The 24,723-nt window shown below is 61.8% G+C and carries 20 protein-coding genes, 2 tRNA genes and 1 riboswitch; of the genes, 14 read left to right on the top strand and 8 right to left on the bottom strand.

The window, feature by feature from the left end; all coding sequences use genetic code 11:
• Nucleotides 1–168: 168 nt before the first annotated feature.
• From lapD to Q8K09_RS04425, 3 genes are all read right to left on the bottom strand, one after another.
• Nucleotides 169–2,103: a cyclic di-GMP receptor LapD gene (gene lapD, locus Q8K09_RS04435; RefSeq protein WP_305253769.1), complete on the bottom strand. Its 1,935-nt coding sequence runs from the start codon at nucleotides 2,101–2,103 to the stop codon at nucleotides 169–171.
• 22 nt (nucleotides 2,104–2,125) lie between these two features.
• The gene (gene lapG, locus Q8K09_RS04430) at nucleotides 2,126–2,755 is read right to left on the bottom strand and encodes a cysteine protease LapG (RefSeq protein ID WP_370869483.1); all 630 of its coding nucleotides are present in this window, start codon (nucleotides 2,753–2,755) and stop codon (nucleotides 2,126–2,128) included.
• Nucleotides 2,756–3,082: 327 nt separating this feature from the next.
• Entirely contained in the window at nucleotides 3,083–3,646 is a 564-nt protein-coding gene (locus Q8K09_RS04425; RefSeq protein WP_305253768.1) for a hypothetical protein, read from the bottom strand.
• 669 nt (nucleotides 3,647–4,315) lie between these two features.
• A riboswitch (guanidine-I (ykkC/yxkD leader) is annotated at nucleotides 4,316–4,429 on the top strand.
• Nucleotides 4,430–4,495: 66 nt separating this feature from the next.
• On the opposite strand from Q8K09_RS04425, the gene Q8K09_RS04420 reads away from it, so the two are divergent.
• The 12 genes from Q8K09_RS04420 to Q8K09_RS04365 all read left to right on the top strand — a co-directional run bounded on the left by Q8K09_RS04420 (nucleotide 4,496) and on the right by Q8K09_RS04365 (nucleotide 18,759).
• A complete protein-coding gene (locus Q8K09_RS04420; RefSeq protein WP_305253767.1) occupies nucleotides 4,496–5,563 on the top strand; it encodes a putative urea ABC transporter substrate-binding protein in 1,068 nt (355 codons plus the stop codon).
• A 119-nt stretch (nucleotides 5,564–5,682) separates the two neighbouring features.
• The gene (locus Q8K09_RS04415) at nucleotides 5,683–6,498 is read left to right on the top strand and encodes an ABC transporter permease (protein ID WP_305253766.1); all 816 of its coding nucleotides are present in this window, start codon (nucleotides 5,683–5,685) and stop codon (nucleotides 6,496–6,498) included.
• A complete protein-coding gene (locus Q8K09_RS04410) occupies nucleotides 6,495–7,304 on the top strand; it encodes an ABC transporter ATP-binding protein (protein WP_305253765.1) in 810 nt (269 codons plus the stop codon). The genes Q8K09_RS04415 and Q8K09_RS04410 overlap by 4 nt, the downstream gene beginning before the upstream one ends.
• A gap of 10 nt (nucleotides 7,305–7,314) precedes the next feature.
• Entirely contained in the window at nucleotides 7,315–8,043 is a 729-nt protein-coding gene (locus Q8K09_RS04405) for an urea amidolyase associated protein UAAP1 (RefSeq protein ID WP_305253764.1), read from the top strand.
• Nucleotides 8,044–8,054: 11 nt separating this feature from the next.
• The gene (locus tag Q8K09_RS04400; RefSeq protein ID WP_305253763.1) at nucleotides 8,055–8,690 is read left to right on the top strand and encodes an urea amidolyase associated protein UAAP2; all 636 of its coding nucleotides are present in this window, start codon (nucleotides 8,055–8,057) and stop codon (nucleotides 8,688–8,690) included.
• Between the two features lie 303 nt (nucleotides 8,691–8,993).
• Nucleotides 8,994–12,617, top strand: coding sequence for an urea carboxylase (gene uca / locus Q8K09_RS04395; RefSeq protein ID WP_305253762.1), 3,624 nt, complete (start codon nucleotides 8,994–8,996; stop codon nucleotides 12,615–12,617).
• 99 nt (nucleotides 12,618–12,716) lie between these two features.
• Nucleotides 12,717–14,522, top strand: coding sequence for an allophanate hydrolase (gene atzF, locus Q8K09_RS04390; protein ID WP_305253761.1), 1,806 nt, complete (start codon nucleotides 12,717–12,719; stop codon nucleotides 14,520–14,522).
• A gap of 406 nt (nucleotides 14,523–14,928) precedes the next feature.
• A complete protein-coding gene (locus tag Q8K09_RS04385) occupies nucleotides 14,929–16,401 on the top strand; it encodes a sensor domain-containing diguanylate cyclase (protein ID WP_305253760.1) in 1,473 nt (490 codons plus the stop codon).
• Nucleotides 16,398–16,601: a cysteine-rich CWC family protein gene (locus tag Q8K09_RS04380; protein ID WP_305253759.1), complete on the top strand. Its 204-nt coding sequence runs from the start codon at nucleotides 16,398–16,400 to the stop codon at nucleotides 16,599–16,601. Before Q8K09_RS04385 ends, Q8K09_RS04380 begins: the two co-directional genes overlap by 4 nt.
• 2 nt (nucleotides 16,602–16,603) lie before the next feature.
• A complete protein-coding gene (locus Q8K09_RS04375) occupies nucleotides 16,604–17,305 on the top strand; it encodes a pseudouridine synthase (RefSeq protein ID WP_305253758.1) in 702 nt (233 codons plus the stop codon).
• Between the two features lie 401 nt (nucleotides 17,306–17,706).
• Complete coding sequence (locus Q8K09_RS04370; protein WP_305253757.1) at nucleotides 17,707–18,591, top strand: alpha/beta fold hydrolase; 885 nt, start codon at nucleotides 17,707–17,709, stop codon at nucleotides 18,589–18,591.
• A 94-nt stretch (nucleotides 18,592–18,685) separates the two neighbouring features.
• Nucleotides 18,686–18,759, top strand: a tRNA-Gly gene (locus tag Q8K09_RS04365).
• Between the two features lie 231 nt (nucleotides 18,760–18,990).
• Here the strand turns inward: Q8K09_RS04365 and Q8K09_RS04360 are convergent.
• Together Q8K09_RS04360 and Q8K09_RS04355 are read right to left on the bottom strand one after the other, a co-directional pair.
• Nucleotides 18,991–19,752, bottom strand: coding sequence for an ABC transporter permease (locus Q8K09_RS04360; RefSeq protein ID WP_305253756.1), 762 nt, complete (start codon nucleotides 19,750–19,752; stop codon nucleotides 18,991–18,993).
• The gene (locus Q8K09_RS04355; protein WP_305253755.1) at nucleotides 19,749–20,678 is read right to left on the bottom strand and encodes an ABC transporter ATP-binding protein; all 930 of its coding nucleotides are present in this window, start codon (nucleotides 20,676–20,678) and stop codon (nucleotides 19,749–19,751) included. The genes Q8K09_RS04360 and Q8K09_RS04355 overlap by 4 nt, the downstream gene beginning before the upstream one ends.
• A 425-nt stretch (nucleotides 20,679–21,103) precedes the next feature.
• Between Q8K09_RS04355 and Q8K09_RS04350 the strand changes: the two genes are divergently transcribed.
• Nucleotides 21,104–21,180, top strand: a tRNA-Met gene (locus Q8K09_RS04350).
• 394 nt (nucleotides 21,181–21,574) lie between these two features.
• On the opposite strand, the gene Q8K09_RS04345 is transcribed toward Q8K09_RS04350, so the two are convergent.
• On the bottom strand, nucleotides 21,575–21,853 hold the full coding sequence (locus tag Q8K09_RS04345; protein WP_305253754.1) for a hypothetical protein: 279 nt from the start codon (nucleotides 21,851–21,853) through the stop codon (nucleotides 21,575–21,577).
• 450 nt (nucleotides 21,854–22,303) lie between these two features.
• Here Q8K09_RS04345 and Q8K09_RS04340 point away from each other — a divergent pair, with 450 nt between their 5' ends.
• Nucleotides 22,304–22,837, top strand: coding sequence for a DUF3087 domain-containing protein (locus Q8K09_RS04340; RefSeq protein WP_305253772.1), 534 nt, complete (start codon nucleotides 22,304–22,306; stop codon nucleotides 22,835–22,837).
• A gap of 140 nt (nucleotides 22,838–22,977) precedes the next feature.
• On the opposite strand, the gene Q8K09_RS04335 is transcribed toward Q8K09_RS04340, so the two are convergent.
• Together Q8K09_RS04335 and can are read right to left on the bottom strand one after the other, a co-directional pair.
• Nucleotides 22,978–23,889 carry a DMT family transporter gene (locus tag Q8K09_RS04335; RefSeq protein WP_305253771.1) on the bottom strand — a complete coding sequence of 304 codons (912 nt, stop codon included), beginning with the start codon at nucleotides 23,887–23,889 and terminating at the stop codon, nucleotides 22,978–22,980.
• Nucleotides 23,890–23,917: 28 nt separating this feature from the next.
• Nucleotides 23,918–24,562 carry a carbonate dehydratase gene (gene can / locus Q8K09_RS04330; protein ID WP_305253753.1) on the bottom strand — a complete coding sequence of 215 codons (645 nt, stop codon included), beginning with the start codon at nucleotides 24,560–24,562 and terminating at the stop codon, nucleotides 23,918–23,920.
• Nucleotides 24,563–24,723 lie beyond the last annotated feature (161 nt).

Below are 24,723 nucleotides of genomic sequence, written 5' to 3'. Positions count from 1 at the left end.
CTGGAACACCTGCTTTGCCAAATCGACACCAATTCGCTTAAATTTCATGGTGACTCCTCCCTTCGTGACTTTTGTTTTGACAACTCTAGTCTGGCGCATAGACGCCGTAGGAGGGGGGAGTCCATTTCATTGGGCTACGGTCTGGTGGCCAATACGACGGCAATCACCTCAAACCCAGCGACCCGGCTCGCCAAACAGGCGGCCCTGTACGCCCTCGATACCCATGTCGCGCAAAGCCTGCCACTCGCCGTCGGTTTCGACTCGCTCGGCAATCAATGGCAGGTCGATGCTGTTGGCCGCGCGCTGCATGGCTTCGATGAACAGGCGCTTGTCGTTCTCGGCGTCGATGGCGCGGATGTAGCTGCCATCCACCTTGAGGTAGCTCAGGCCCAGTTTGGCCAGGTTGCCGATCATGCTGAAGCGGCCGCCAAAGTGCTGCAGCCCCAGGCTGAAGCCGAGGCTACGCAGACGCGTGGTCAGCGCCTCCAGGGCTGCTGCATCGGGTAACTGATCCTCGTCCAGCTCCAGGGTCAGGCGCGGGCCGAGGTGTGCATGCAGACGCAGCCGCTCATAGAGCTGCTGCAGCGCCTGCGGATCGCGCACGGTGCTGCCGGAGAGACTCAGGGCGACATTGCTACTGTTGCTCTGCAGCTGGAGCAAAACCCAGTCGAGCATGGCCAGGTCGAGACGCGTAGCCCAACCAAAACGTTCGAGCCAGGGCAGAAAACGCCCCGCCGGTACCGGGTTATCCTGCTCATCGAGCAAGCGCGCCAGCACCTTGAGGTGCAAGACCCGGGCAGGATCAAGCGCACTGACCACCGGCTGCACATAGAGTTGGAAGCGCCCCTGCTTGAGTGCCTGATCCAGCAAACCGTGCCAGCTCTGCCGTTCATCAGCGGCAGGCAGCTGCGTGTCGTGATCGCTACAGGCCCAATTCTGCAGGCTCTGACTGCTGGCCTGGGCCAACGCCGCATCCAGCGCCGCATACAGCGCAGTGGGCTGATCGCCTGGGGCGAAGGCCGTCATGCCGATATGCGCGACCGGCAAACAATCGCTGGCACCGGTCTGCTGCAGGCTGGTCAGGGCGCTGTCCAGGCTCTCGGCCAACTGCTCGGCTTCACTGCGGTCGAGACCGGCGGCCAACACGGCAAACTCGCCGCCCCGATTGCGCGCCAGCAGGTAGCGGCCCTGGCTGAGTTGCTGCAACTGCACGGCGATGGCCTTGAGCAGCTGATCGGTGCGCTGACCGCCCAGACGCTGATTGAGTCCCGCGAGGTCGTTGACCCGCAGCAGCAGCATGAAGCCGTTGCAGGCTTGCTCGTCGACACCTACGCGCGCCTGCAACTGCAGGTCGAAATAACGCCGGTTGGCCAGCCCGGTAAGACTGTCCTGATAAGCCTCGGCGCGTAGTTTCTCGCTGCGTGCGGCTTCCTCGGCGAACAGTGCCTTGAGCTTCTCGACCATCTGGTTCATGGCATTGACCACCCGACGAAACTCGGGGGTCTTGGGCAATTCCTGCAAGCTGAGAAACTCGCGGCGGGCGATGGCGTTGGATTGCTCGACCATATAGTCCAGCGGCCGCAATTGGCGTTTGAGCAGCAATACGCCCAGGCCGATGCAGAACAACCCACTGAGCGCCAGCCACAGCAGCACACCGAGGGCGCTTTGCCAGAGTTTGCCGACGGCGAACACGGGATGGCTGACTACGTGTACCTGCGCCGCCTGACGCCAGCCGTCGCTGACAATGGCATCGCCGCTGGCAGGCGCCAGATCCACCAGGCTGGCGAACCACTGTGGCGCTTCCCCGCTTACCGGCACACCGCTGCGCTCGACCAGCACCTGGTCATTCGCCGGGTCGATTACCTTGATGCTCTCGAAGTAGCCGCTATCGAATACCGAACTGACCATCAGCTCGATCATTGCCAGGTCCTTGACATGCGGGCTCAGCGACAGCCCCAACGCAGTCGCCGTATCCTGGGCATGCGCCCGTAGCTGATTGGCCTGCTGCTCGCGCGAGCTTTCCACGCTGACCAGAAAACTGCCGGTAAAACTCACCAGCATCAGCACGCAGATGGCGATAAACAATTGCTTGAACAGTGACATCAACCACTCCTTCGGGTCGCTCTCAAGGGAAGCCTTCGGCGCGCATTTTTCTCAATAGATCCTGCCAGCGCGAGAGGCGCTTGCTGTCCCCAACTTGTTTGCCGCCACCAGCACCGGGCAGCCAGAGCCCCTCGGCGTTGAAGGCATAGACAGGCACCAGGTCGGTACGCTGACTGGCAGGCTCGATGGCATCGATCAGGTTATCCAGCACCAGCGGCATGGCCTGGGGGTGCTGGTAATAGGTGAGCACCATGTGCGCCTGATTCAAGCGCACCGCCTTGACGTAGGTGATGCGCAGTTTCTCACTTGGCACACCGAGCTGGCGCAGGCTGAAGTACTTGGCGATGGCATAGTCTTCGCAGTCACCAGCGCCCTGGAACAGCGCCTCGACGGGCGTGGCCCAGTAATCGTTGACCTTCCATATCTGGATATCGTCGCGAAAGCGCAGGCGCAAATTGAAGAAGCGGTTGACCGCTTGCAGCTGCTCCATTTCGCTGACGCCTGCTTGCTCTTGCAGCAGTCGTTGCCAATCATCGATGCGCCCACGGCCCTGGCCAAGCGGCCCGTACAGTTGCTCGGCGCGCTTGCTGATGAGGTTGAAATCCCAGTCGGCCTGCAACGCACCGCAGGCCAGCACAACGGCCAACAGCAAGGCTGCCACCCATGGCCAGCGACGATATGCGCGCAAAAATTCGATACGACCAGTCTGCAAACTGAGGATTCCACACGGCAGGCTCGTGCCATGTTGCGGGCGAGGCTGACAAAACACAATTGCCAACTGCCATCATGCTAGCAAAGCGCACAGGAGGGGCACGTTGAGACCGCCGCTGCTGGTCAGCAAAAGAGCGAACGCAACCAATGGCTCACGGTAGAGCGGCGCCAGACCACGCCCGTAGAGGTGGGCATGTCGAACGCCGTCGCCAGGACGTTGTCAGGTGCTCGGCGCACCGCTGAGGCCGCCGAGCCTGCGGCAGTTCAACTAGTTGCGCTGAGTTTCCCAACCACGCCGCTCGCCGCCGCGCGCGCCTTGATCACGCTGTTGCTGGTTCGACGAGCCTTGTGGCTGCCTATGCTGATTGCCCTGCCTGCCATCCCAGCGCTGGTTTGATTGCGCCGCGCGCTGCTGCAGGTTCGACAAGCGTTGTGGCGGCTTATGCCGTCCATTCTGCTTGCCATTCCAACCTTGGTGCGGTTGCGCCACGCGGTGGTCGTGGCCGCGCTGATCACGCCGGCCTGATTGCAACTGATCGCGGCGCCCGTCGTGGCGCGGCTCTGTACGACGCTCATGGCTGTAGTAACGCGGCTGCGCTGCAGGTAAGTAGCGACGCTGATCATGCCGGCGATCATCGTAACGACGCTGCGGGTAGCGGTGCTCGCTGTAACTGTTATGCCGCGGGGCGACATACACCGGATAACGCTGCACCCGATAGTGGTTGTTCGAGTAATGGCGGTCATAGCCCGTGTAACGATGGCCGTCGCCATACACTGCGCAACCGCTTAGAAACAGCACCAGCAGGGCAACAAGCATGACTTTATAGGGCATGGCGACCTCGATTGAGTACGACAAAAAAAGGCCAACGACTGCAAGCCTTCCCGGTACCTACTTGAGACAACTGGCCCGGGGGGAAAGTGCCGGCTTCGCAGCACAATGCTGTTCGCTTAAGTCACTGGCGGATATTTTTGCATTTCGGCTTCATGGCGAAGCCCAAGAGAAAAGCGCTGTACCCGTTAACTGTGCGAGGAGATAAGGGCGCGTGGCCTCAGGAGAACCACGGCGTCGCGGCGAACGCTATCGCGGACAAGTCCGCGCCCACAGGTTCACCGCCCGGCTGGGTAGGAGCGGACTTGTCCGCGAAGCTTGTGATGGCTATGCCCCGTAAACTGTTGCGAGGAGATAGGCCAAGTCGCGTTGCCTGAGGAGAAATGCGACGACGTCCAACGAGACATGCCGCTGCCTGCTGCACTCAGTGCCAACCTAGCCATTGCTGCAACAGCTAGCGGGTACATTGCCTAAATAACGCCCCGCAACACAGCACGCCACAGCAATCGCGCACCATTACCACGCACCACGGCGTGGCCGCGATCACACGTTGACCCGCGCAACCCTTATGGCAGAGCGGCCGGCACAACTGGCACGATGTTCGCTTAGTCTCAGGTGTGCAGGAATTCCCCGTAGTGCATTGAGTGCTACGGGATCGCGGCACCACAATTTGCAATAGCCGACTAGGGTTCCGGCTCGTTCGATGCGAAAAGCATGGGCGAGTGACTGGTCCGAGAGTTGGCGACCTCCTTCGAGGTTACACGGCGGGATAAAAGCCCGGGAGAACGCGCCCCAGTAGTGGGGAGACCGCCGCGCACTCCTGCCCGCCCTTTCTCGAACTGGAGGTTCCTTATGCGTACGCCCCGTCTGTGCTCCGTTCTCGCTGCCGGCCTTGCCGCCGCCATCAGCCTCAATAGCCACGCCGCTCCGAAATCCGACTTCAGCGTCTGCTGGACCATCTACGCCGGCTGGATGCCCTGGGAATACGGTGTGGCCGAAGGCATCGTCGATAAATGGGCGAAAAAGTACGACATCAGCATCGATGTGGTGCAGATCAACGATTATGTCGAATCGATCAACCAGTACAGCGCCGGCCAGTTCGATGGCTGCAGCATGACCAATATGGACGCCCTGACCATCCCGGCTGCCGGCGGCATCGACTCCACTGCGCTGATCATCGGTGACTTCTCCAACGGCAACGATGGCGTGGTGCTCAAGGGTGAGAAGAAGACCCTGGGCGACCTCAAGGGCCAGAACGTCAACCTGGTCGAGCTGTCCGTCTCCCATTACCTGCTGGCCCGTGGCCTGGAGCGTGCAGGTCTGAGCGAGCGCGACATCAAAGTGGTCAACACCTCGGATGCCGACCTGGTCGCCGCCTTCTCAACCAGCGACGTCACCGCCGTGACCACCTGGAACCCGCTGCTGGCCGAGATCGAAGCCACGCCCAACGTGACCAAGGTGTTCGACTCCAGCCAGATCCCCGGTGAAATCATCGACCTGATGGTGGTCAACAGCGACACCCTCAAGGACAACCCGGCGTTCGGCAAAGCGCTGACCGGTGCCTGGTACGAAATCATGGCCACCATGAGCGCCGACACCCCAGCTGGCAAGGCGGCCCGCGAGCACATGGCCAAAGCCTCCGGCACCGATCTGGCCGGTTATGAGGCGCAACTGGCAGTGACCAAGATGTTCTATTCGGCCAAGGACGCCGTGGCATTCGCCAACAGCCCGAAACTGCCAGCGACCATGAGCAAGGTGGCCGAGTTCTCCTTCAGCCATGGTTTGCTCGGCGAAGGTGCGCAGAGCAGCGATGCCATCGGCATGAGCTTCGCCAAGGGCATCGTCACCGGCGACAAGGGCAACCTCAAGCTGCGTTTCGACCCGACCTACATGCAAATGGCCGCCGACGACACGCTGTAACCAACGGCCCATGGTAGGAGCCAGCTTGCTGGCGATCCTACGTCCGGCGGCGCATTCGCGTCGCCATTGATCGCCAGCAAGCTGGCTCCTACAGCGTTCCACCGAGGTATGACCTTGCCATGCGCCTGATCAACCGACACCCGCAGCGCAGCGGTCGCTTTATGCTGGTTCTGCTGCCCTTCGCCCTGCTGCTGTTCGCCTACTTCATGAGTTCGGCGCAGCGCCTGGCGGAAAATCCCAACGACAAGCTACTGCCCAGCGCCACGCAGATGGTCGCGGCGATTGATCGCCTGGCCTTTACCGAGGACAAGCGCAGCGGCAAGTACCTGTTCTGGGAGGACACCCGCGCCAGCCTCAAGCGCCTCGGCATGGGCCTGGGCATCGCGGCCGTGGTCGGATTGTGCCTGGGCATCGCCGCCGGCAGCCTGCCGCTGTTCAGTGCGCCGCTGTCGCCGCTGCTCACGGTGCTGTCGATGGTGCCGCCCCTGGCGATTCTGCCGATCCTGTTCATCACCTTCGGCCTCGGCGAGCTGTCCAAGGTGATGCTGATTGTCATCGGCATCACCCCGGTGCTGGCCCGCGATCTGGAACAGCGCGCCCGCGAGATTCCACCGGAGCTGCTGATCAAGGCGCAAACCCTGGGGGCCAGCACCTGGACCCTGATCCTGCGCGTGGTCCTGCCGCACATCATGCCGCGTCTGCTGATCGCCCTGCGCCTGGTGCTCGGCTCGGCCTGGCTGTTCTTGATTGCGGCGGAAGCCATCGCCTCCACCGACGGCCTCGGTTACCGGATCTTCCTAGTGCGCCGCTATATGGCGATGGATGTGATCCTGCCCTACGTGGCCTGGATCACCCTGCTCGCCTGGCTGATGGACCTGGGCCTGCGCCAGACCATCCGCGTGTGCTTCCCCTGGTATGAAGGAGCCAAGGCATGAGCGATCAAACAAGCAGCGCCTTCATTCAGGTCAACAACGTCTGGCAGGAGTACGGCGATCAGGTGGTATTGGAACGCCTGAATCTGAACATCAGCGAAGGCGAATTCTGCACGCTTGTAGGAGCCTCCGGCTGCGGCAAGTCAACTTTCCTGCGCCTGCTGCTGGGTCAGGAACGCGCCAGCCGCGGCGAGATCCTGCTGGCTGGCGAACCACTCGCCGCCGAGCCGGATGCCAGCCGTGGCGTGGTGTTTCAGCGTTACTCGGTGTTTCCGCACTTGAGCGTGCTGGACAACGTCACCATCGGCCTGGAGTTGCCGCGCTCGCCCCTGCTCGGCCGGCTGTTCGGTCGGGCCAAGCGCGAGGCCCGCGAACAGGCCGCGCAAATGCTGACCAAAGTCGGTCTCGGCCACGCCCTGGACAAATACCCGACGCAGCTGTCTGGTGGTATGCAGCAACGCCTGGCCATCGCCCAGGCGTTGATCATGCAACCGCGCGTCTTGCTGCTGGACGAGCCTTTCGGCGCTCTCGATCCGGGCACTCGCAAGGACATGCATGCACTACTGCTCGATCTGTGGCGCGAAACCCGGCTCACCGTATTCATGGTCACCCATGACCTGAGTGAAGGCTTCAGCCTTGGCACCCGCTTGCTGGTGTTCGACAAGGTCCGCGTCGACCCGCACGCGCCGAATGCCTTCGGCGCGCGCATCACCTACGACATCCCACTGAACAGCGACCGCCGCGCCACCCGCGCAGCTGTCGAGGCGTTGCCGCCGCACATCACCGGCAACCTGCAACCTGCTGTGTAAGGAGCATCAGATGACTGCCTCATTAACCCTGCGCCCCACGCTTTACGAGGAACTTGTTCCCGGCGGCGGCCACACCTCGTTCGTGCTCAAGCGCGGCCAGTTACTACGCATCAGCGACCTCGAAGGCGGTGCCAATGCCAGCCTGCTGCTGCTCAATGCCGCCGAGAAAAGTGAACGTCTCAATCTGCCGGACAGCCTCAAGTGCCAGCACACCGCCAAGCTGACTGCTGGCCACTGCCTGTACTCGGACATGGGCCGGGTGCTGGCTGCCATCACCGCTGACACCTGCGGCTGGCACGACAGCTTTGGCGGCGTGCTCAACGCTGAGGAAGTGCGGGAGAAGTACGGCAGCGGCAGTTATCAACAACTGCGCAACGGCTTCTTCCGCAACGGTGTGGACAACCTGCTGGTGGAAATGGGCAAGTGGAACCTGGGCCTTGCCGACCTGCTGATGTGCCTGAATCTGTTCAGCAAGGTGACAGTGGACAGCGACGGCTGCTTCCACTTCCAGCCGGGCAACGCCAAGGCCGGCGACTACATCGAGCTGTATGCACCGATGGACACCCTGGTGGTGCTCACCGCCCTGCAACATCCCATGGACCCCAACCCGGTGTATGCGCCCAAGCCACTGCAACTGAGCTGGCACAAGGTGGAAAGCGACGGCATCAGCGTGCTGTGCCGCACCTCGCGCCCAGAGAACGCGCGTGGCTTCCATAACACCGAACGTCTGTATATCTGAGGCCGGCGCACATGACTCTTACCGCAAGCGACAAGCACCCCGAAGCCGCCATCTCCCGCGCCACCATTGGTGCCGGCGAGCCGTTTCTCTGCGAAGTGAAAGCCGGCCAGACCCTGCGCCTGCTCGACCTGCAAGGCAATCAGGCAGTCGACACCCTGTTCTACAGCGCCAGCAACCCGCGCGAGCGTTACGACGTGCAACGCACCCTGCGCAAACAGAGCCGCGTGTACCTGACCACCGGCAGCGTGCTGTATTCCAACCTCGGCCAACCGATGCTGAGCATCGTCGCCGACACCTGCGGCCGTCACGACACCCTCGGCGGTGCCTGCGCCCAGGAGAGCAACACCGTGCGCTACGCCCTCGACAAGCGCTACATGCACAGTTGCCGCGACAACTTTTTGCGCGCCAGCCTCAACGATGGTCGCCTGAACAAGGCCGACATCAGCGCCAATATCAACTTCTTCATGAACGTGCCGGTGACGCCCGAAGGCGGCCTGACCTTCGAGGACGGCATCTCCGCACCCGGCAAATACGTCGAGCTCAAGGCGCACATGGACGTGATCGTGCTGATCTCCAACTGCCCGCAACTGAACAACCCGTGCAACGGCTACAACCCGACCCCGGCTGAAGTGCTGGTGTGGGATTAAGGCAGCTTGGCTCCTGTAGCCCGGATGCAACCCGGGCACCCAGCTGTGCCAATCCCCGGATTGCATCCGGGCTACGCCGCTGGCTATTCCACCTATGCCAGAGCCGCTCCGGACAGTGTCTGAAACAGCAGCCAGCAAAGGATTCGTAGGATGGGTTGAGCGCAGCGATACCCATCAAATGTGACTGTCGATGGGTTACGCCTTTGGCTAACCCATCCTACGAAAAACGAATTTTCCACCCCGGACGACCGGGGTGCAGACCGAATACCGCGGGACGGCCCGCCCCTTTCGAGGACACCTCGAATGTTCGACAAACTCCTGATCGCCAACCGTGGCGCCATCGCCTGCCGCATCCTGCGCACCCTGCGCCAGCTCGACGTCAAAGGTGTGGCCGTCTACTCCGAAGCCGACGTCGCCAGCCTGCACCTGCAGCAGGCCGATGAGGCACATAGCCTGGGCGAAGGCCCGGCTGCCAACACCTACCTGGTGGTCGAGAAAATTCTCGCCGTGGCCAAACAAAGCGGTGCCACGGCGATCCACCCCGGCTACGGCTTTCTCTCCGAGAACGCCGCCTTTGCCGAAGCCTGCGAAGCCGCTGGTATTGCCTTTGTCGGCCCAACGCCGGAGCAGTTGCGCGTATTCGGCCTCAAGCACACCGCCCGCGCCTTGGCCAAGCAGCACGGTGTGCCGATGCTCGAAGGCACCGACTTGCTGGAAAACCTCGACGCCGCGCTGATCGCCGCAGATCAAGTGGGCTATCCGCTGATGCTGAAAAGCACTGCCGGCGGTGGCGGCATCGGTATGCGCGTGTGCAACAGCGCCGCCGAGCTGAGCGATGCCTTCGACGCAGTCAAACGCCTGGGGCAGAACAACTTCAGCGACAGCGGCGTGTTTATCGAGAACTACATCCAGCGCGCCCGCCACCTGGAAGTGCAGGTATTTGGCGACGGTCGCGGCGAAGTGCTGGCCCTTGGCGTGCGCGACTGCTCGGTGCAGCGGCGCAACCAGAAAGTGCTTGAAGAAACCCCAGCACCGAATCTGCCGACCGGCATGGCCGACGAGCTGTGCGCCGCAGCGATCAAGCTGGCCAAGGCAGTCAGTTACCGCAGCGCCGGCACCGTGGAATTCGTCTACGACAGTGAGGCCGGGCGCTTCTATTTCCTTGAAGTGAACACCCGCTTGCAGGTCGAGCATGGCGTGACCGAACAGGTGTGGGGCGTTGACCTGGTGCGCTGGATGATCGAATTGGCGGCGGGTGATCTGCCCCCACTCAGCGAATTGGCAACAACCTTGAAACCCAACGGCCACGCTATTCAAGCGCGTCTGTATGCCGAAGACCCGGGCCGCGACTTCCAGCCCAGCCCCGGCCTGCTCACCGCCGTGAACTTCCCCAAGGCGGACGGTAAAGCGCTGCGCATCGACACCTGGGTCGAAGCCGGTTGCGAGATCCCGCCCTACTTTGACCCGATGATCGCTAAGGTCATCACCTGGGCCGATAGCCGCGAAGCCGCCAGCAGCGCTCTTAACCAGGCCCTGGCCGACACCGTGCTGTATGGCGTGGAAACCAATAGCCAGTACCTGCGCCAGATCCTCACTGACGCGCCATTTGCCAGCGGCAACCCCTGGACCCGCTGCCTGGAAGGTTTGACCTATAAGGCGCACACCTTCGAAGTGCTGAGCGCCGGCACCCAGACCACCGTGCAGGATTTCCCCGGCCGTCTCGGCTACTGGGCCGTTGGCGTACCGCCGTCCGGGCCAATGGACAGCCGCGCCCTGCGCCTGGGCAACCGCCTGCTCGGCAATCAGCAAGGCGCGGCCGCCCTGGAAATCACCATGAGCGGCCCGACCCTGCGCTTTAACACCAATGCCGTGGTGGCGGTGACTGGTGCACCTATCCCGCTGCAACTCGATGGCATCGAGCAGCCGCTGAACACCGCCCTGCTGATCAAGGCCGGCAGCACCCTGAGCCTCGGCACCATCGCGGGCAGCGGCGCGCGTTCTTACCTCAGCCTGCGCGGTGGCATTCAGGTGCCGGATTATCTGGGCAGCAAAAGCACCTTTACCCTCGGCCAGTTCGGCGGCCATGGCGGCCGGGCCCTGCGTGCCGGTGATGTGTTGCATATCCCGGTTTTGACCGACCGCCAAGCCGGCGCGCAACTGCCTGCCGAGCTATGCACCTCCCTGCCCAACCTGCGGGAAATCCGCGTGATCTACGGCCCGCACGGCGCGCCGGAATACTTCACCCCGGCCTATATCGACACCTTCTTCAGCACCGACTGGGAAGTGCACTTCAACTCCAGCCGCACCGGCGTACGCCTGATCGGGCCAAAACCTGAGTGGGTACGCGACAGCGGCGGCGAAGCCGGCCTGCACCCCTCCAACATCCACGACAACCCCTACGCCATCGGCGCGGTGGACTTTACCGGCGACATGCCGGTAATCCTCGGCCCGGACGGCCCGAGCCTGGGCGGCTTCGTTTGCCCGGTGACGATTATCGAAGCCGATCTGTGGCAACTGGGGCAGCTTAAGGCGGGGGATAAAGTGCGCTTTGCGCCGGTGGATATCGCCACCGCGCGGCAGTTGGCCAAGGCGCAAAATGAAGAAGTTCACGATCTCGTAGCCCGGATGAAATCCGGGGATACTGCGGCGAACAGCCCCCGGATTGCATCCGGGCTACAAAGCCCCATCGTTCTCGACATCGGCCACGCCGATAAACGCCTGGTCGCACGCCTGTCCGGTGACACCCACCTGCTGCTGGAAATCGGTGCGCCTGAGCTGGATCTGGTGCTGCGCTTTCGTGGCCATGCGCTGATGCAGGCGCTGGAAGCCAAACAACTTGCTGGTGTGATCGACCTAACGCCCGGCATCCGCTCGCTGCAGGTGCACTACCAGCCAGAAACCCTGTCCCTTGGCGACCTGCTCGGTATAGTTGCCGGCGAATGGGATGCGGTGTGCGCCGCGCAAGACCTCAAGGTGCCGTCGCGCATCGTCCATCTGCCGCTGTCCTGGGACGACCCGGCCTGCCAGTTGGCCATCGACAAATACATGACCACGGTGCGCAAGGACGCGCCCTGGTGCCCGAGCAACCTGGAATTTATCCGCCGCATCAACGACCTGCCCAATCTCGATGAGGTCTACCGTACCGTCTTCGAGGCCAGCTATCTGGTGATGGGCCTCGGTGACGTCTACCTCGGTGCGCCAGTGGCCACCCCGCTGGATCCGCGCCATCGCCTGGTCACCACCAAATACAACCCGGCGCGCACCTGGACGGCGGAAAACTCGGTGGGCATCGGCGGCGCCTATATGTGCGTGTACGGCATGGAAGGCCCCGGCGGTTACCAGTTCGTCGGCCGCACCCTGCAGATGTGGAACCGCTACCGCGAAGTGGCGGCCTTCGACGGCAAGCCTTGGCTGCTGCGCTTCTTCGATCAGATCCGTTTCTACCCGGTTTCCGCCGAGGAGTTACTGCGCATCCGCCGCGACTTTCCCCTAGGCCGCTATGACCTGCGTATCGAACACAGCGAGCTGCACCTGGCCGATTACCAGGCCTTTCTCGACCGCGAGGCTGCGGGCATCGAGGCCTTCCGCAATCAGCAGCGCGGCGCCTTCGACGCTGAACGCCAGCGCTGGATCGAATCGGGCCAGGCGCATTTCGACAGCGAGGAAGTCGCCCCCGATCTCGGCGAGGACGCGCCCCTGGGCAACGGCCAGCACGGCATCGAAAGCCATATCGCCGGCAACCTCTGGCAGGTGCAGGTGGCTGTCGGCGACCGGGTCAAGGCCGGCGATGTGCTGGTGATTCTTGAGTCGATGAAAATGGAAATCCCCCTGCTCGCCCCGCGTGACGGCCTGGTCAGCGAGGTACGCGTACAACCCGGCTCGCCGGTACGCGCCGGCCAGCGGGTGGTGGTGCTGGAAGAAGTCTGACGGAAACCAAGATGCAGCCGTAGGGTGCGCCGCGCGCACCATTGAACACTGCGGTGCGCAAGGCCTAGGCGGCCCCGCACCCCCGACGAGGAAACCAACATGCCCCACGAATTCGACCTGCGTCTCGACGCCGTAAAAGCCGCCTACCAGGCCGGCAGCACCACCCCGCGCCAACTGATCGCCGCCCTGCGCGAGCAGGCCGCGGCGCTTAACCCCGAGTTCAACCTGTTCATCCATCTGCTCACGGCGCAAGAACTGGAGCCTTACCTGGCCGCTCTCGACGGCAAGTCGGTGGCCGAGCTGCCGCTGTACGGCGTGCCCTTCGCCATCAAGGACAATATCGACCTGGCCGGTATCCCCACCACTGCCGCCTGCCCAGCCTTTGCCTATACACCCGAGCAGAGCGCCACCCTGGTCGAGCAGTTGATTGCCCTGGGCGCCGTGCCGCTGGGCAAGACCAACCTCGACCAGTTCGCCACCGGCCTCAACGGCACCCGTTCGCCCTACGGCGAATGCCGCAACAGCGTGCACCCGGATTACCCGTCCGGCGGCTCCAGCGCCGGCTCGTCACTGGCCGTGGCCCTGGGGGTGGCCAGCTTCGCCCTGGGTACCGACACCGCAGGCAGCGGTCGAGTGCCGGCCGCGCTGAACAACCTGATCGGCCTGAAAGCCAGCAAGGGCTTGCTGTCCACTGCCGGCGTAGTGCCCGCCTGCCGCACCCTGGACTGCGTCACCTACTTCACTGCTACCGCCGCCGAGGCCAGCCAGTTACTGGCGCTGACCGCCAGGCTCGACCCGCGCGATGCATACAGCCGCGTCAATCCGTTGTGGAACGATGGCAGCGCCTTCGGCACACCGCGCCCGGGCTTTCGCTTCGGCGTGCCCGAACAGCTGGAGTTCCTTGGCTGCCCAGAGAGCCCGGCGCTATTCGCTGCCACTGTCGAACACCTGAAAGCGCTGGGCGGCGAAGCAGTGACGATCGACTTCGCACCCTTTCTCGAAGCCGCCCGCCTGCTCTATGAAGGCCCCTGGGTAGCCGAGCGCTACAGCGTCGCCGGAGCACTGATCGAAGCCCAGCCCGATGCAGTACTCCCGGTAATCAAAGCAGTACTGGAACAAGCGCCGGGCACCAGCGCCGTGCAGTTGTTTCGCGCGCAGTACCGCCTGCAGGCCCTAAAAACCACCTGCGAGCGCATCATGAGTGAGCTCGACTGCGTGCTGACCCCGGCCTACCCGCGCCCGGTGACTCTCGCCGAGCTGCACGCCGAGCCGGTCAAGCGCAATTCCGACCTGGGCTACTACACCAACTTCATGAACATGCTCGACTACGCCGCCGTCGCAGTGCCCGCGGGTTTTATGCAAAACGGCCTGCCCTGGGGCGTGACCCTGTTCGGCCGCACCTTTACTGATCAATACCTACTCAGCCTGGCCGACGGCCTGCAGCGTCAACATCAGCTGCCGCTGGCTGGCGGCCGCACGTTAAAACTCGCCGGCCAGGGCAGCATCGCGCGCAACGACCAGGCGCGGCTGGTGGTCTGCGGTGCGCACCTGGATGGTTTGCCGCTCAATTGGCAGCTCAAGCAGCGCGGCGCCAAGCTGATTCAAGCCACACAGAGTTCGGCCGACTATCGACTGCATGCCCTGGCCGGCGGCCCGCCCTTTAGACCGGGAATGGTTCGGGTCGCCGAGGGCGGTGTGGCCATCGCGGTGGAAGTCTGGGCGCTGCCGAGCAGCGAGCTGGGTTCCTTCCTCACCGGCATCCCCGCGCCGCTGGGCCTGGGCAAAGTGCAGCTGGCAGACGGCACATGGGAAAGCGGTTTTATCTGCGAACCTTACGGCCTGCAAGGCGCCGAGGACATCAGCCACTTCGGCGGCTGGCGCGCCTATCTGCAGAGCAAGCAATAGCCGGGAATCAACAGGTGCGTATAACGCGGCTAGGAGCGGCCGCCCCGTCGCGCAGCAAACTGTGTAGGAGCCAGGGGGACGCCTAGTCCTTGCTGCGGTTCGGCGCTCCGACGATGCTTTTGCATCTGCAAGGATCGCCAGCAAGCTGGCTCCTACAAAGGCTCGGCGCTGATTTAATTTCTATATATAAAACAACGAGCTATTTTTAGTTTGATAAGAACAAGGGGGGACGCCTGGTTCTTGCTGGCGATCCAGCGGCCTCGGCAGTCGCTGGCTCCTGCACATACCCCACAGGCAGAAGCGCAGCTGCCGAGATACCCAGCCACTATCGTCTAACCTTGCCAGCGGTGACGCCATGCCAATTGCACGCTAGCATGACGTTCTCACACTCCGAGCAGGCCCCTGCATGCCGTCCGCACTCTCGACAACCAGTCAACGCCCCCTGGTCCTGTTGCTATTGGTATTGCTCGGCTGTGGTTTTCTCGCGACCTCGCTCGCCAGTTACTACGCCGCGCTCGATACAATCCGCGACAACATCGTCAACACCGAACTGCCGCTGACCTCGGACAATGTCTATTCCGAAATCCAGAAAGATCTGGTCACCCCGGTGCTGATCTCCTCGATGATGGCCCGCGATACGTTCGTCCGCGACTGGGTAATCAGCGGCGAACAGGACGTCGCCCAGATGACCCGCTACCTGCGCGAGGTGCAGGAACACTACGGCGCCGTCACCAGCTTTTTCGTCTCCGACAAGACCCACACTTACTATCAAGCCAAGGGCGTTCTCAAGCGTGTCGACCCACAGGAGGCGCGCGACAGCTGGTACTTTCGCGTACGCGACATGCAGTCTCCTTACGAAATCAATGTCGATGTCGATATGGCCAACCAGGATCACCTGACCGTCTTCATCAATTACCAAGTTTTCGACTACGACCAGCGTTTTATCGGCGCCACCGGCGTCGGCCTGACCGTGGACGCGGTGGTCAAGCTGATTGATGACTACCAGGCACGCTACGACCGCAGCGTGTACTTCGTCGATACCGACGGCCGCATCGTGCTCACCGGCGCAACGGGCGGGCCGATGGGCGCCAAAGTCGGTCAATCGCTCAGCGAAGTGGCGGGACTGGAAGACCTCCTGGCGAAACTGCCACAGCCGCAAACTGGCGACTTCGAGTACCAGGAACACGGTCGCGGCCACTTTCTCAACGTGCGCTTCATTCCCGAGCTGGATTGGTACCTGTTTGTCGACAAGCACGAAACCGGGGCGCTGGCCGGCATTCGCCAATCGCTGTACCTCAATTTACTGATCTGCCTGGTGGTTACCGCCATCGTGCTGACCCTGGTCCACATTGCCCTGCGTCGTTACCAGGCGCGAATCGCCGCCCTGGCCACCACCGACCAACTAACAGACTTGCTCAACCGCCGCGGCTTCGACCTGCTGGCCAACCAAGCGATACAGGAGGCGCGACGCAATCCCAGTCCGCTCTGCGCCCTGCTGCTCGACCTCGACAGTTTCAAGGACCTCAACGACAACCACGGCCATCTGGCTGGCGACGAAGTGCTGCGCGGTTTCGCCAACAAGTTGCGCGACAACCTGCGCCAGTCCGACATCCTCTGCCGCTGGGGCGGCGAAGAGTTCATCATCCTGCTCAAGGACACCTCGCCCGAGCAGGCGCGCCTGCTGGCCGAGAAAATCCGCCAGCAAACCGAGCAAGCCAGCTTCAGCTACAAGGATGCCAGCCTGCGCATCACCACCAGTATTGGCCTGGCCGAACTGCACCCGGACGACTCGCTCAACGAACTGCTGGCCCGCGCCGACCGCGCCCTGTACCGCGCCAAAAAAACCGGCCGCAACCGCACCTGCGAAGCCAGCGCATGAATCCCAGCCATTGCCCGCGCTGCGGGCAGCAGAACCAGTGCGCCCAGGCCGAATCCGCCACTGCGGTGAGCGACTGCTGGTGTTTCAGCGCAGCTATCGACCCCGAGGCGCTCGACAGCCTGCCGCTCGAGCAGCGTAACCGCGCCTGCCTGTGTCCGATCTGTGCCCGGGGCCTGACACCGCGCAACCCGCCAGGCTAGCCATGCGCCTCGACCGCTTCCTCAGTAACCTGCCGCGCTTTAATCGCCAGGAAGTGCGCCAACTGCTCACCAGTGGCCGCGTGCGCGTGGACGGCCAGGTCTGCCGCGACAGTCACAGCGACGTGCGCGTCTTTAGCCGCGTCGAACTGGATGCCGAGGTGCTACAGGTTGGCAAAGCTGCTCGTTACTTCATGCTGCACAAACCGCCTGGCGTAGTCAGCGCCACCGAGCATCCCGAGCACCGCACCGTACTCGACCTGCTCAACGAGCCGGACACCCATGACCTGCACCTGGCTGGGCGCCTCGACCTCAACACCAGTGGCCTGCTGCTGATCACCAACGACGGCCAGTGGTCGCGGCGGGTGACCGCGCCGACCGGCAAGCAGCCCAAGGTCTATCTGGTCGATACCGAGGACCCGATCGACCCCGCCTGCATCGAGGTTTTCGCCTGCGGCCTGTACTTTCGCTTCGAAGATCTGCTGACCCGGCCCGCCGAGTTGCAAATCCTGGCCCCGCGCCAGGCACGCCTGACCCTCTACGAAGGTCGCTACCATCAGGTCAAGCGCATGTTCGGCCACTTCCAGAACAAGGTCGTCGCTTTACACCGCCTCAGCATGGGCACGATCCAGCTCGATGAACGACTCAGCCCCGGTCAATACCGCGCCCTGACGGCCGAAGAAATCGCCGGCTTCGAGATTAACTGACGCCAATTTTGCGATGAGTCACACCCTTAGCACGCTAACCGATAAACGGTAGCGCACTACCCAAAGAAAGCCTTGCCAGCCCTAAAGGCCACTGCTTAAATTCAGGCATAAGGTCTTGATGTGACCAGCCAGTCACAGAGAGCCATCGAAGCGTTCTTTTGGTTACTTGCGCTCTGCGCGAAAGGGTTCCTGCCTGGTAACACGACATCGCTCCAGCCCCTTGAAAAGGCTGGGGCAGATGCTCTATTTCAACCCGTGACTGATTGAAAAATAATTCTTATAAAAACCTCCAGCCTGACATTCGCTTGTCATGTCCAGGCGCTTTGCTATCTGTCCTACTTGCTCGGTAAACGGCCCTGTCCCGTCGCTTGCCACGGTCTATTTGCGCCTGGAGAAACAACATGCCGCCAACCATCGCTGTCGTCGATATTCACGGAACCTACAAGGTTCACACCGAGTTTTACGCAAGCCCCAGCGCCCGCAAGACCATCATTCTGGTTAACGGCTCACTGTCGACCACTGCCGCATTCGCGCAAACGGTCAAATACCTGAATACCCAATTCAACGTGGTGCTCTACGATCAGCCCTACTCCGGCCAATCGAAGCCGCACAATAGCCACAATCAACCGATCACCAAGGAAGACGAAGCAAGCATCTTGCTGGAGCTGATCGAGCACTTTAAAGCCGACTACCTGCAGTCGTTTTCCTGGGGCGGCGTCGCGGCAATGCTGGCCTTGGCGCAACGCCCTGCGCGCATCGAAAAAGCGGTGATCACCTCGTTCTCGCCGCTGCTCAACGAACCGATGCTCGACTACCTGGAAAAAGGCCTGACCAGCCTGCAAGCCGGAGACGGCGTTGGCCTGGGTCACCTGGTCAACAACACCATTGGCAAACACCTACCGTCGCTATTCAAGCGCTTCAACCACCGCCACATCAGCAGCCTGGACGAACACGAATACCGCCAGATGCATGCCCATGTCGACCAAGTCGTACACATGGAGACTCACTGCCGGATGGAATGCCTGTCTGGAATCGATATTCCGGTGCTGTTCGTCAATGGTGAGCGCGACGAGTACACCTCGCCCGAAGACGTGCGCGTGTTCGCCGGACACCTCAGCGAATGCAAATTCGCCATCATCGACAATGCCGGGCACTTCCTGGACATGGAGCACAAAGCCGCGTGGCAGCAAAGCAGCGACGTACTTCTGAGCTTTCTGCAAAGCCAACCGCTGCGCCAAACAGCTTACCGCGCGCCAGCAGACATGCAGCATGCGCTGGCCGTATGAAGCATCCCCAGGCCCATCCGGGCCGAGTCGCAACAAAAAGCACTCGGTTCGGACTTCATTTCAGTCCCGACTTCCGGTATAAAGGCACCCCCAAGCGGGCGTCGTATAATGGCATTACTCCAGCTTCCCAAGCTGATAACGAGGGTTCGATTCCCTTCGCCCGCTCCAGCCTTATCTTTCCACATGCCCACGCATGCAGTGAAAGCCCCTGAAAACCGGCCCTTGAGCCGGTTTTCTTGTTTCTGGACGGCGCTATCAGCCCACCCCCTCTGCGCATTCGCCACGCTCCACGTGCAGCCCAAGCCACCTGCAGAATACTGCCCGCACCGATTTATCCAGGCCCATCCGGCCGTGCCCGCCTGAAAACGGGCGCAGTAGACGAGAGCGTTTCACCCGCCCTCAGCTCTTCAGCCGGTAACCGGTCTTGAAGATCCAGCCCACCGCCAGGACACACAGCAGCAGAAAGCCCAGGATCATCCCCAGGCTGAGTACTACGTTGACGTCGGAAACGCCGTAGAAGCTCCAGCGGAAGGCACTGATCAGGTACACCACCGGATTGAACAGGGTCACTGCCTGCCACACTGGCGGCAGCATGCTGATCGAGTAGAAGCTACCGCCGAGGAAGGTCAGCGGCGTGACGATCAGCGCCGGAACTATCTGCAGTTTCTCCCAGCCATCGGCCCACACGCCGATGATGAAGCCGAACAGGCTGAAGGTCAGCGCGGTGAGCACCAGCAAGGCCAGCATCCAGAACGGGTGGAGAATCTCGAAATCAACGAATAAGCGGGCCGTGACCAGGATCACCAGGCCGAGGATGATTGACTTGGTCGCCGCCGCACCGACATAGCCGACGAGGATCTCCAGATAGGACACCGGCGCCGACAACAGCTCGTAAATGCTCCCGGAATACTTGGGCATATAAATGCCGAACGAGGCGTTGGAGATGCTCTCGGTGAGCAGCGCCAGCATGATCAGCCCCGGCACGATAAAGGCCCCGTAGCTCACCCCCTGAATCTGGGTCATGCTCGAACCAATGGCCGAGCCGAACACCACGAAGTACAGCGAGGTGCTGATCACCGGGGTGGCGATACTCTGTAGCAGGGTGCGCCAAGTGCGTGCCAGCTCGAACAGGTAGATGGCCTTGATGGCATAGAAATTCATGACCGCGCCTCCTGAACGAGACTGACGAAAATATCTTCCAGCGAACGCTGACTGGACTGCAGATCCTTGAAATCAATGCCACGCTGGGCCAGATCCTTAAGCAATTCGGCGATGCCGGTGTGCTCGCCCTGTGCGTCGAAGGTGAACACCAGTGCATGGCCCTCGTCCGTCAATTCCAGGCGGTAGCCGCTCAGCTCGGCGGGAATACTGGCCAGCGGTTGCTGCAGGTGCAGGGTCAGCTGTTTCTTGCCAAGCTTGTGCATCAGCGCCTGTTTGTCCTCGACCAGGATGATCCGCCCCTTGCTGATCACCCCGATGCGGTCAGCCATTTCCTCGGCCTCTTCGATGTAGTGGGTGGTCAGGATGATAGTCACGCCGCGCGCGCGCAGGCCACGAACCATGTTCCACATATCACGGCGCAGCTCGACATCGACCCCGGCGGTGGGTTCATCGAGGAACAGGATCTGCGGCTCGTGGGACAGCGCCTTGGCGATCATCACCCGGCGCTTCATGCCACCAGAAAGCTCGAATATCTTTGCGTCGCGCTTGTCCCACAGCGACAGGTCGCGCAGCAGGCGCTCCAGATAAGCCGGATCAGGCTTCTTGCCGAACAGCCCGCGGCTGAACTTCACCGTCGCCCAAACGGTTTCGAACACATCGCTGACCAGCTCCTGCGGCACCAGGCCGATCTGCGCACGGGCAGCACGGTAGTCCTTGATGATGTCGTGACCACCAACCAGCACCCTGCCACCGCCCGGATTGACGATGCCGCAGATGATACTGATCAGGGTGGTCTTGCCCGCGCCATTGGGGCCGAGCAGGGCGAAAATCTCGCCCTTATGGATGTCCAGATCGATGCATTGCAGCGCCGGATGACCGGAGGCGTAGGTCTTGTTCAGTTGCTGGATGGAAATAACCGGTTGCACGGGAGGGCCTTGCTGGGAAAAAGAAACACAGAGTGGAGGAAAACGCTCACGGGGTGAAGCGCGCGAGACGTGCAACGAGCAGATCGCATTGCGCCCGACGAGCGACTGAGCCACCAGCGCAGCCGGTTTTTGCGGCGCCATCGCCGTGCCTGCATGACAGCCGACAGGGCGTCGCCTACGCCCGAGCCACGGCAACCCGGCTCGCCGACGATTGCCGACAGCAAGGCCACGTGCACCTAAGTACCCGGAACCTACGAGCGGAATGTTTAATCGGACTACCCAAATTGAGGAGCTGAGCGCACATCACCAGAAGCAGGCCGATGTTTCAGCGCCTGCATAGTGCCTAAGCGCTTGATCGTGCGCGAAAAAACTCTCATCCCAGGGTTGACAGAAAAGCCCTGACCCAGAATAATGCGCGCCACATCGGCTACGTAGCTCAGCTGGTTAGAGCATAGCATTCATAATGCTGGGGTCCGGGGTTCAAGTCCCTGCGTAGCCACCAAACAAAACAAGGGTTTAGCGAAAGCTAAGCCCTTTTTTGTTTTCCGGGCAGACTACAAACAGACTAAATCCCGACTACACGCCCATTTCCCCCGCCGCACCCATGAGCCAGAAGAGGCTCAATCTCATGCTCTATTTCTTCGCCATTGGCGGCAAAGGTCGTAGCCAGTGCGTATTCGGCTTGCAGGTTCATCCAGAACTAGCAGTCGTGTCGAAGTAGCGACCCAAACGAATGGCGATGCCCGCAGCAGTGCCACGGCGCTCACTAGCGATTTGGTTAACATTCGACGCAGCCCGCGTAGGCCCGGCGCGATGTCCGGCGACACCCGAGTTCTTCGCGGCGCATCTCGCCGGATCAATGCGCACACTGCGCAAGCCGCAAAAGGACGACGGCCTTAGTACTTCTCGGCAAGCACAGGCGCCACCTCGAAACACATGCGCCAGCCCTCGTTATTGATCCCAAAGCGACCAATGGAGACGGCCCTGTCGGGGTATATCAACTGGAACCGCTCACACAGTGTCGCGGCAACTGCGTGCTTTATTTCTTGAGTGCGGTCTGCTGCGGCTACGTCGACATTCACGAAGCGGCTATGCGGCCCTTCGTTTGCATCAGGATCTGGCAGGCGACTCAGCGGCATCAACTCATCCGCGTATTCCTGTGCTGTTTTGCTCACGGCGCATCTCCTGTCTAAAGCCTTAATGATCGTTGACGACTGATGCACGACCTGTCGCGAGTGGCACAAGCTGGCGCATCAAGGACACTCCATGGGCCGGGCAAGTTCCCAGTAACACCCTGATTTTACGCCAACAATTGGATTGGCGGAGGGCTAGGTTTGGCCCAAGTACTGGCCGCAAGTGCGAACTAACGGGTTTGTGCTTAGGTACGGTGGAAATATCGAGCGCTGCCTTGAGACCGACTCCCGCCGTTGGTGGCAAGGGGGCGCCATGTGAAGGTGCCATGAGCCGCGCTATGTGTTACGCCCTCCGCGGCCTAAAACCGCACAGAGGCCAACCGAATACAGTCAGCGCGGTTAATCGCGTCAGCATGATCGCTGTGGGTGATAATGCTCCGCCACATTGTCCCCCACTCAACAAGCACTCAACATAGGAACCCTGCGAAGATGATGTTCGAGATCAGGCAATTGAATCCCGAGAAGTACCGCCAGCAAACACGCCGTAGCACCCTGATCATTGCGCTGATTTTTGTGCTGTTGGGCATGCTGCTGTCTAGCATTGCCGTGCTGTTGTTCGGTGAACCCGGTGGCGATAATTTTCGGTTGAATCTGGGCGGCATCATTGCCGGACTGCTGCTGACGATAGCGCTGGTGCGCCTGAAGTTCTGGCAGCAGCCCTGGATGGCCCCGGCCGTCTATGGCTGGCAACTCAAGCGCAAGCTGATGAGCATCACTAACGTCATGCACCATGTCACTGCCGGCGTAGCGGCTCACGATCAGACCGCGATGAAGCTGTTGCGCTTCTATCACCTGGGCCTGACCCAAATGCACCAGTTGGACGCTAACTCCAGCGCCCTCAGCCAGGTCATCGCGGAGATCAACCGGCATAAGGCCTCGATGGAGAACTTGAGCATGGAGACCGAACAGAACCAGATGAACCCAGACTGGCTGGCGGCAGTGAAGAAGATCGACCCTGGCAAATAAATCGACCACTGCCGCGCGAGCATTGGCGCCGCGACGAAGCACAGTTGGACATGCCATGGGTACCGCGTCGCGGAGCGGCATAGCAATGGCTCCAGCAAGAGCCATTGCCCGGCGGTATAACGGCAGATAGCGCTAGCGGACTACGCCGTTTTCGTGGGTTCGCCAGCCACCGCGCGCTTGCCGCCCATTTGCGTGCCCAACAGCAAACCGGCAAAAATCAGCCCACCGCCCAGCCAGTGAAACGCCTGCAAGCCCTCACCCAGCAGCAACCAGCCAAGTATGGCGGTGAATACCGGCATCAGGTAATTGGACAGCGCCGCTTTGGCCGCACCGAGTACACGCACGCCGTGATTCCAGGCGAGGTAGGCAACCAGTGAGGCGAATACCGCCGTATAGGCGATGGCGCCTAGGTTGCTTGGGGTCACAACGAAACGGGCACCCTGGCTGAGCTCATAGAGGTAGAACGGCAGGATCAGCGGTACACCGAGCAGCATCAGTACGCCGAGCAGGGCCAGAGCCGGGATCGGCATCAGGTACGTGGCCCAGCGCCGCAGCAGCAGGGAATACAGCGCCCAGTCGGCCACGGCCAGGAGCATGATCAGGTCGCCGCGGTTGAACGACAGCGCGGTCAGGGTCGCCCAGCTACCCTGGGTGATCAGCACCAGCAAGCCGACGGCCGCCAGGCCCATGCCCCACCAGGCGCGGCGCTGTGGCCATTCGCCGAGCAGCAGGCCGGCACCGATAAAGGTCATCAGCGGCAGGCAGGTGTTGACCAGGGTGATGTTGATTGCGGCGGTGGTCTGCGCGGCACTGTAGAGCATCGAGTTGTAGCCGGCGATGCCAAGTCCGCCGAGCACCAGCAGGCGCCAGCCAGCCGCACGCAATGCGCAGCGATGGCGCCACAACGGCGCCAGCACGAACGGCAACAACAGGCTCAGGGCCAGACACCAGCGCCAGAACGACAGTGCGAATGGCGGGATCTCGCCGGCGAAGGCACGCGCCACCAGGGCGTTGCCCGACCAGCAGAGTACGGCCAGCAGCAGGCCGAGCATGGCCAGAGTGCGTGAGCTATTGACCACCTCAGTTTTCGCCGAACGGACGCAGACGGTATTGCGGCGGCAGCTGCTCGATACCGCTGACGGTGACGTTGAGGTTCTTCCAGCGGCCATCCTTGATGCCGTAGATACAGCCGTGCACCGACAAGTCCTGACCCCGGTGCCAAGCGTTCTGCACGATGGTCGTGTGACTGACGTTGGCCACCTGCTGAATCACATTAAGTTCACACAAACGGTCGACCTGCTCCTCCTCGCTCGGCAACTTAGCCAGGTGGTCGCGGTGCTCGTAATACAAATCGCGGATGGTCCGCAGCCAGCCGTCGATCAGGCCGAACTGGGTATCCTGCATGGAGGCCCGCACACCGCCGCAGCCATAGTGGCCGGTGACCAGGATGTGTTTGACTTTGAGCACATCGACCGCGTACTGAATCACCGACAGGCAATTGAGGTCGGTGTGCAGCACCACGTTGGCGACGTTGCGATGCACGAACAGATCACCCGGCAACAGGCCGACGATCTCGTTGGCTGGCACCCGCGCATCCGAGCAACCGATCCACAGGTATTCCGGTGCCTGCTGGCGGGCCAGCTTGGCGAAAAATGCGGGGTCCTGCTGGGTGATAGCCTCGGCCCACCGTTCGTTGTTGTCGAAGAGGTGTTGTAAGTCACTCATGCCATCGGCTCCCTGGAGTATCGATGCGCACCATACGGAGCGCGTGTGGCCTTTGACAAGCCACTTTGCGCTGCAGTCACAGTCAGCACCGCTCCGCCGCCCTTAGGAAACCCTGAGTTCGACAGCCCGTAAGCGTGGTGAGGAGCGCCCCTGGACAGCAT

Origin of the sequence: Pseudomonas sp. (assembly GCF_030683065.1) — a bacterium.
GTDB lineage: Bacteria > Pseudomonadota > Gammaproteobacteria > Pseudomonadales > Pseudomonadaceae > Aquipseudomonas.
The sequence above is the reverse complement of the archived record's forward strand: the minus strand, read 5'-3'. Positions and strand labels throughout refer to the sequence as shown.

Bases quoted from the DNA above. Each gene is read 5' to 3' on its own strand.
- lapD (WP_305253769.1), bottom strand. From the start codon at position 2,103: ATGTCACTGTTCAAGCAATTGTTTATCGCCATCTGCGTGCTGATGCTG.
- Q8K09_RS04425 (WP_305253768.1), bottom strand. From the start codon at position 3,646: ATGCCCTATAAAGTCATGCTTGTTGCCCTGCTGGTGCTGTTTCTAAGC.
- Q8K09_RS04420 (WP_305253767.1), top strand. From the start codon at position 4,496: ATGCGTACGCCCCGTCTGTGCTCCGTTCTCGCTGCCGGCCTTGCCGCC.
- Q8K09_RS04415 (WP_305253766.1), top strand. From the start codon at position 5,683: ATGCGCCTGATCAACCGACACCCGCAGCGCAGCGGTCGCTTTATGCTG.
- Q8K09_RS04410 (WP_305253765.1), top strand. From the start codon at position 6,495: ATGAGCGATCAAACAAGCAGCGCCTTCATTCAGGTCAACAACGTCTGG.
- Q8K09_RS04405 (WP_305253764.1), top strand. From the start codon at position 7,315: ATGACTGCCTCATTAACCCTGCGCCCCACGCTTTACGAGGAACTTGTT.
- Q8K09_RS04400 (WP_305253763.1), top strand. From the start codon at position 8,055: ATGACTCTTACCGCAAGCGACAAGCACCCCGAAGCCGCCATCTCCCGC.
- uca (WP_305253762.1), top strand. From the start codon at position 8,994: ATGTTCGACAAACTCCTGATCGCCAACCGTGGCGCCATCGCCTGCCGC.
- atzF (WP_305253761.1), top strand. From the start codon at position 12,717: ATGCCCCACGAATTCGACCTGCGTCTCGACGCCGTAAAAGCCGCCTAC.
- Q8K09_RS04385 (WP_305253760.1), top strand. From the start codon at position 14,929: ATGCCGTCCGCACTCTCGACAACCAGTCAACGCCCCCTGGTCCTGTTG.
- Q8K09_RS04380 (WP_305253759.1), top strand. From the start codon at position 16,398: ATGAATCCCAGCCATTGCCCGCGCTGCGGGCAGCAGAACCAGTGCGCC.
- Q8K09_RS04375 (WP_305253758.1), top strand. From the start codon at position 16,604: ATGCGCCTCGACCGCTTCCTCAGTAACCTGCCGCGCTTTAATCGCCAG.
- Q8K09_RS04370 (WP_305253757.1), top strand. From the start codon at position 17,707: ATGCCGCCAACCATCGCTGTCGTCGATATTCACGGAACCTACAAGGTT.
- Q8K09_RS04360 (WP_305253756.1), bottom strand. From the start codon at position 19,752: ATGAATTTCTATGCCATCAAGGCCATCTACCTGTTCGAGCTGGCACGC.
- Q8K09_RS04340 (WP_305253772.1), top strand. From the start codon at position 22,304: ATGTTCGAGATCAGGCAATTGAATCCCGAGAAGTACCGCCAGCAAACA.
- Q8K09_RS04335 (WP_305253771.1), bottom strand. From the start codon at position 23,889: ATGCTCGGCCTGCTGCTGGCCGTACTCTGCTGGTCGGGCAACGCCCTG.
- can (WP_305253753.1), bottom strand. From the start codon at position 24,562: ATGAGTGACTTACAACACCTCTTCGACAACAACGAACGGTGGGCCGAG.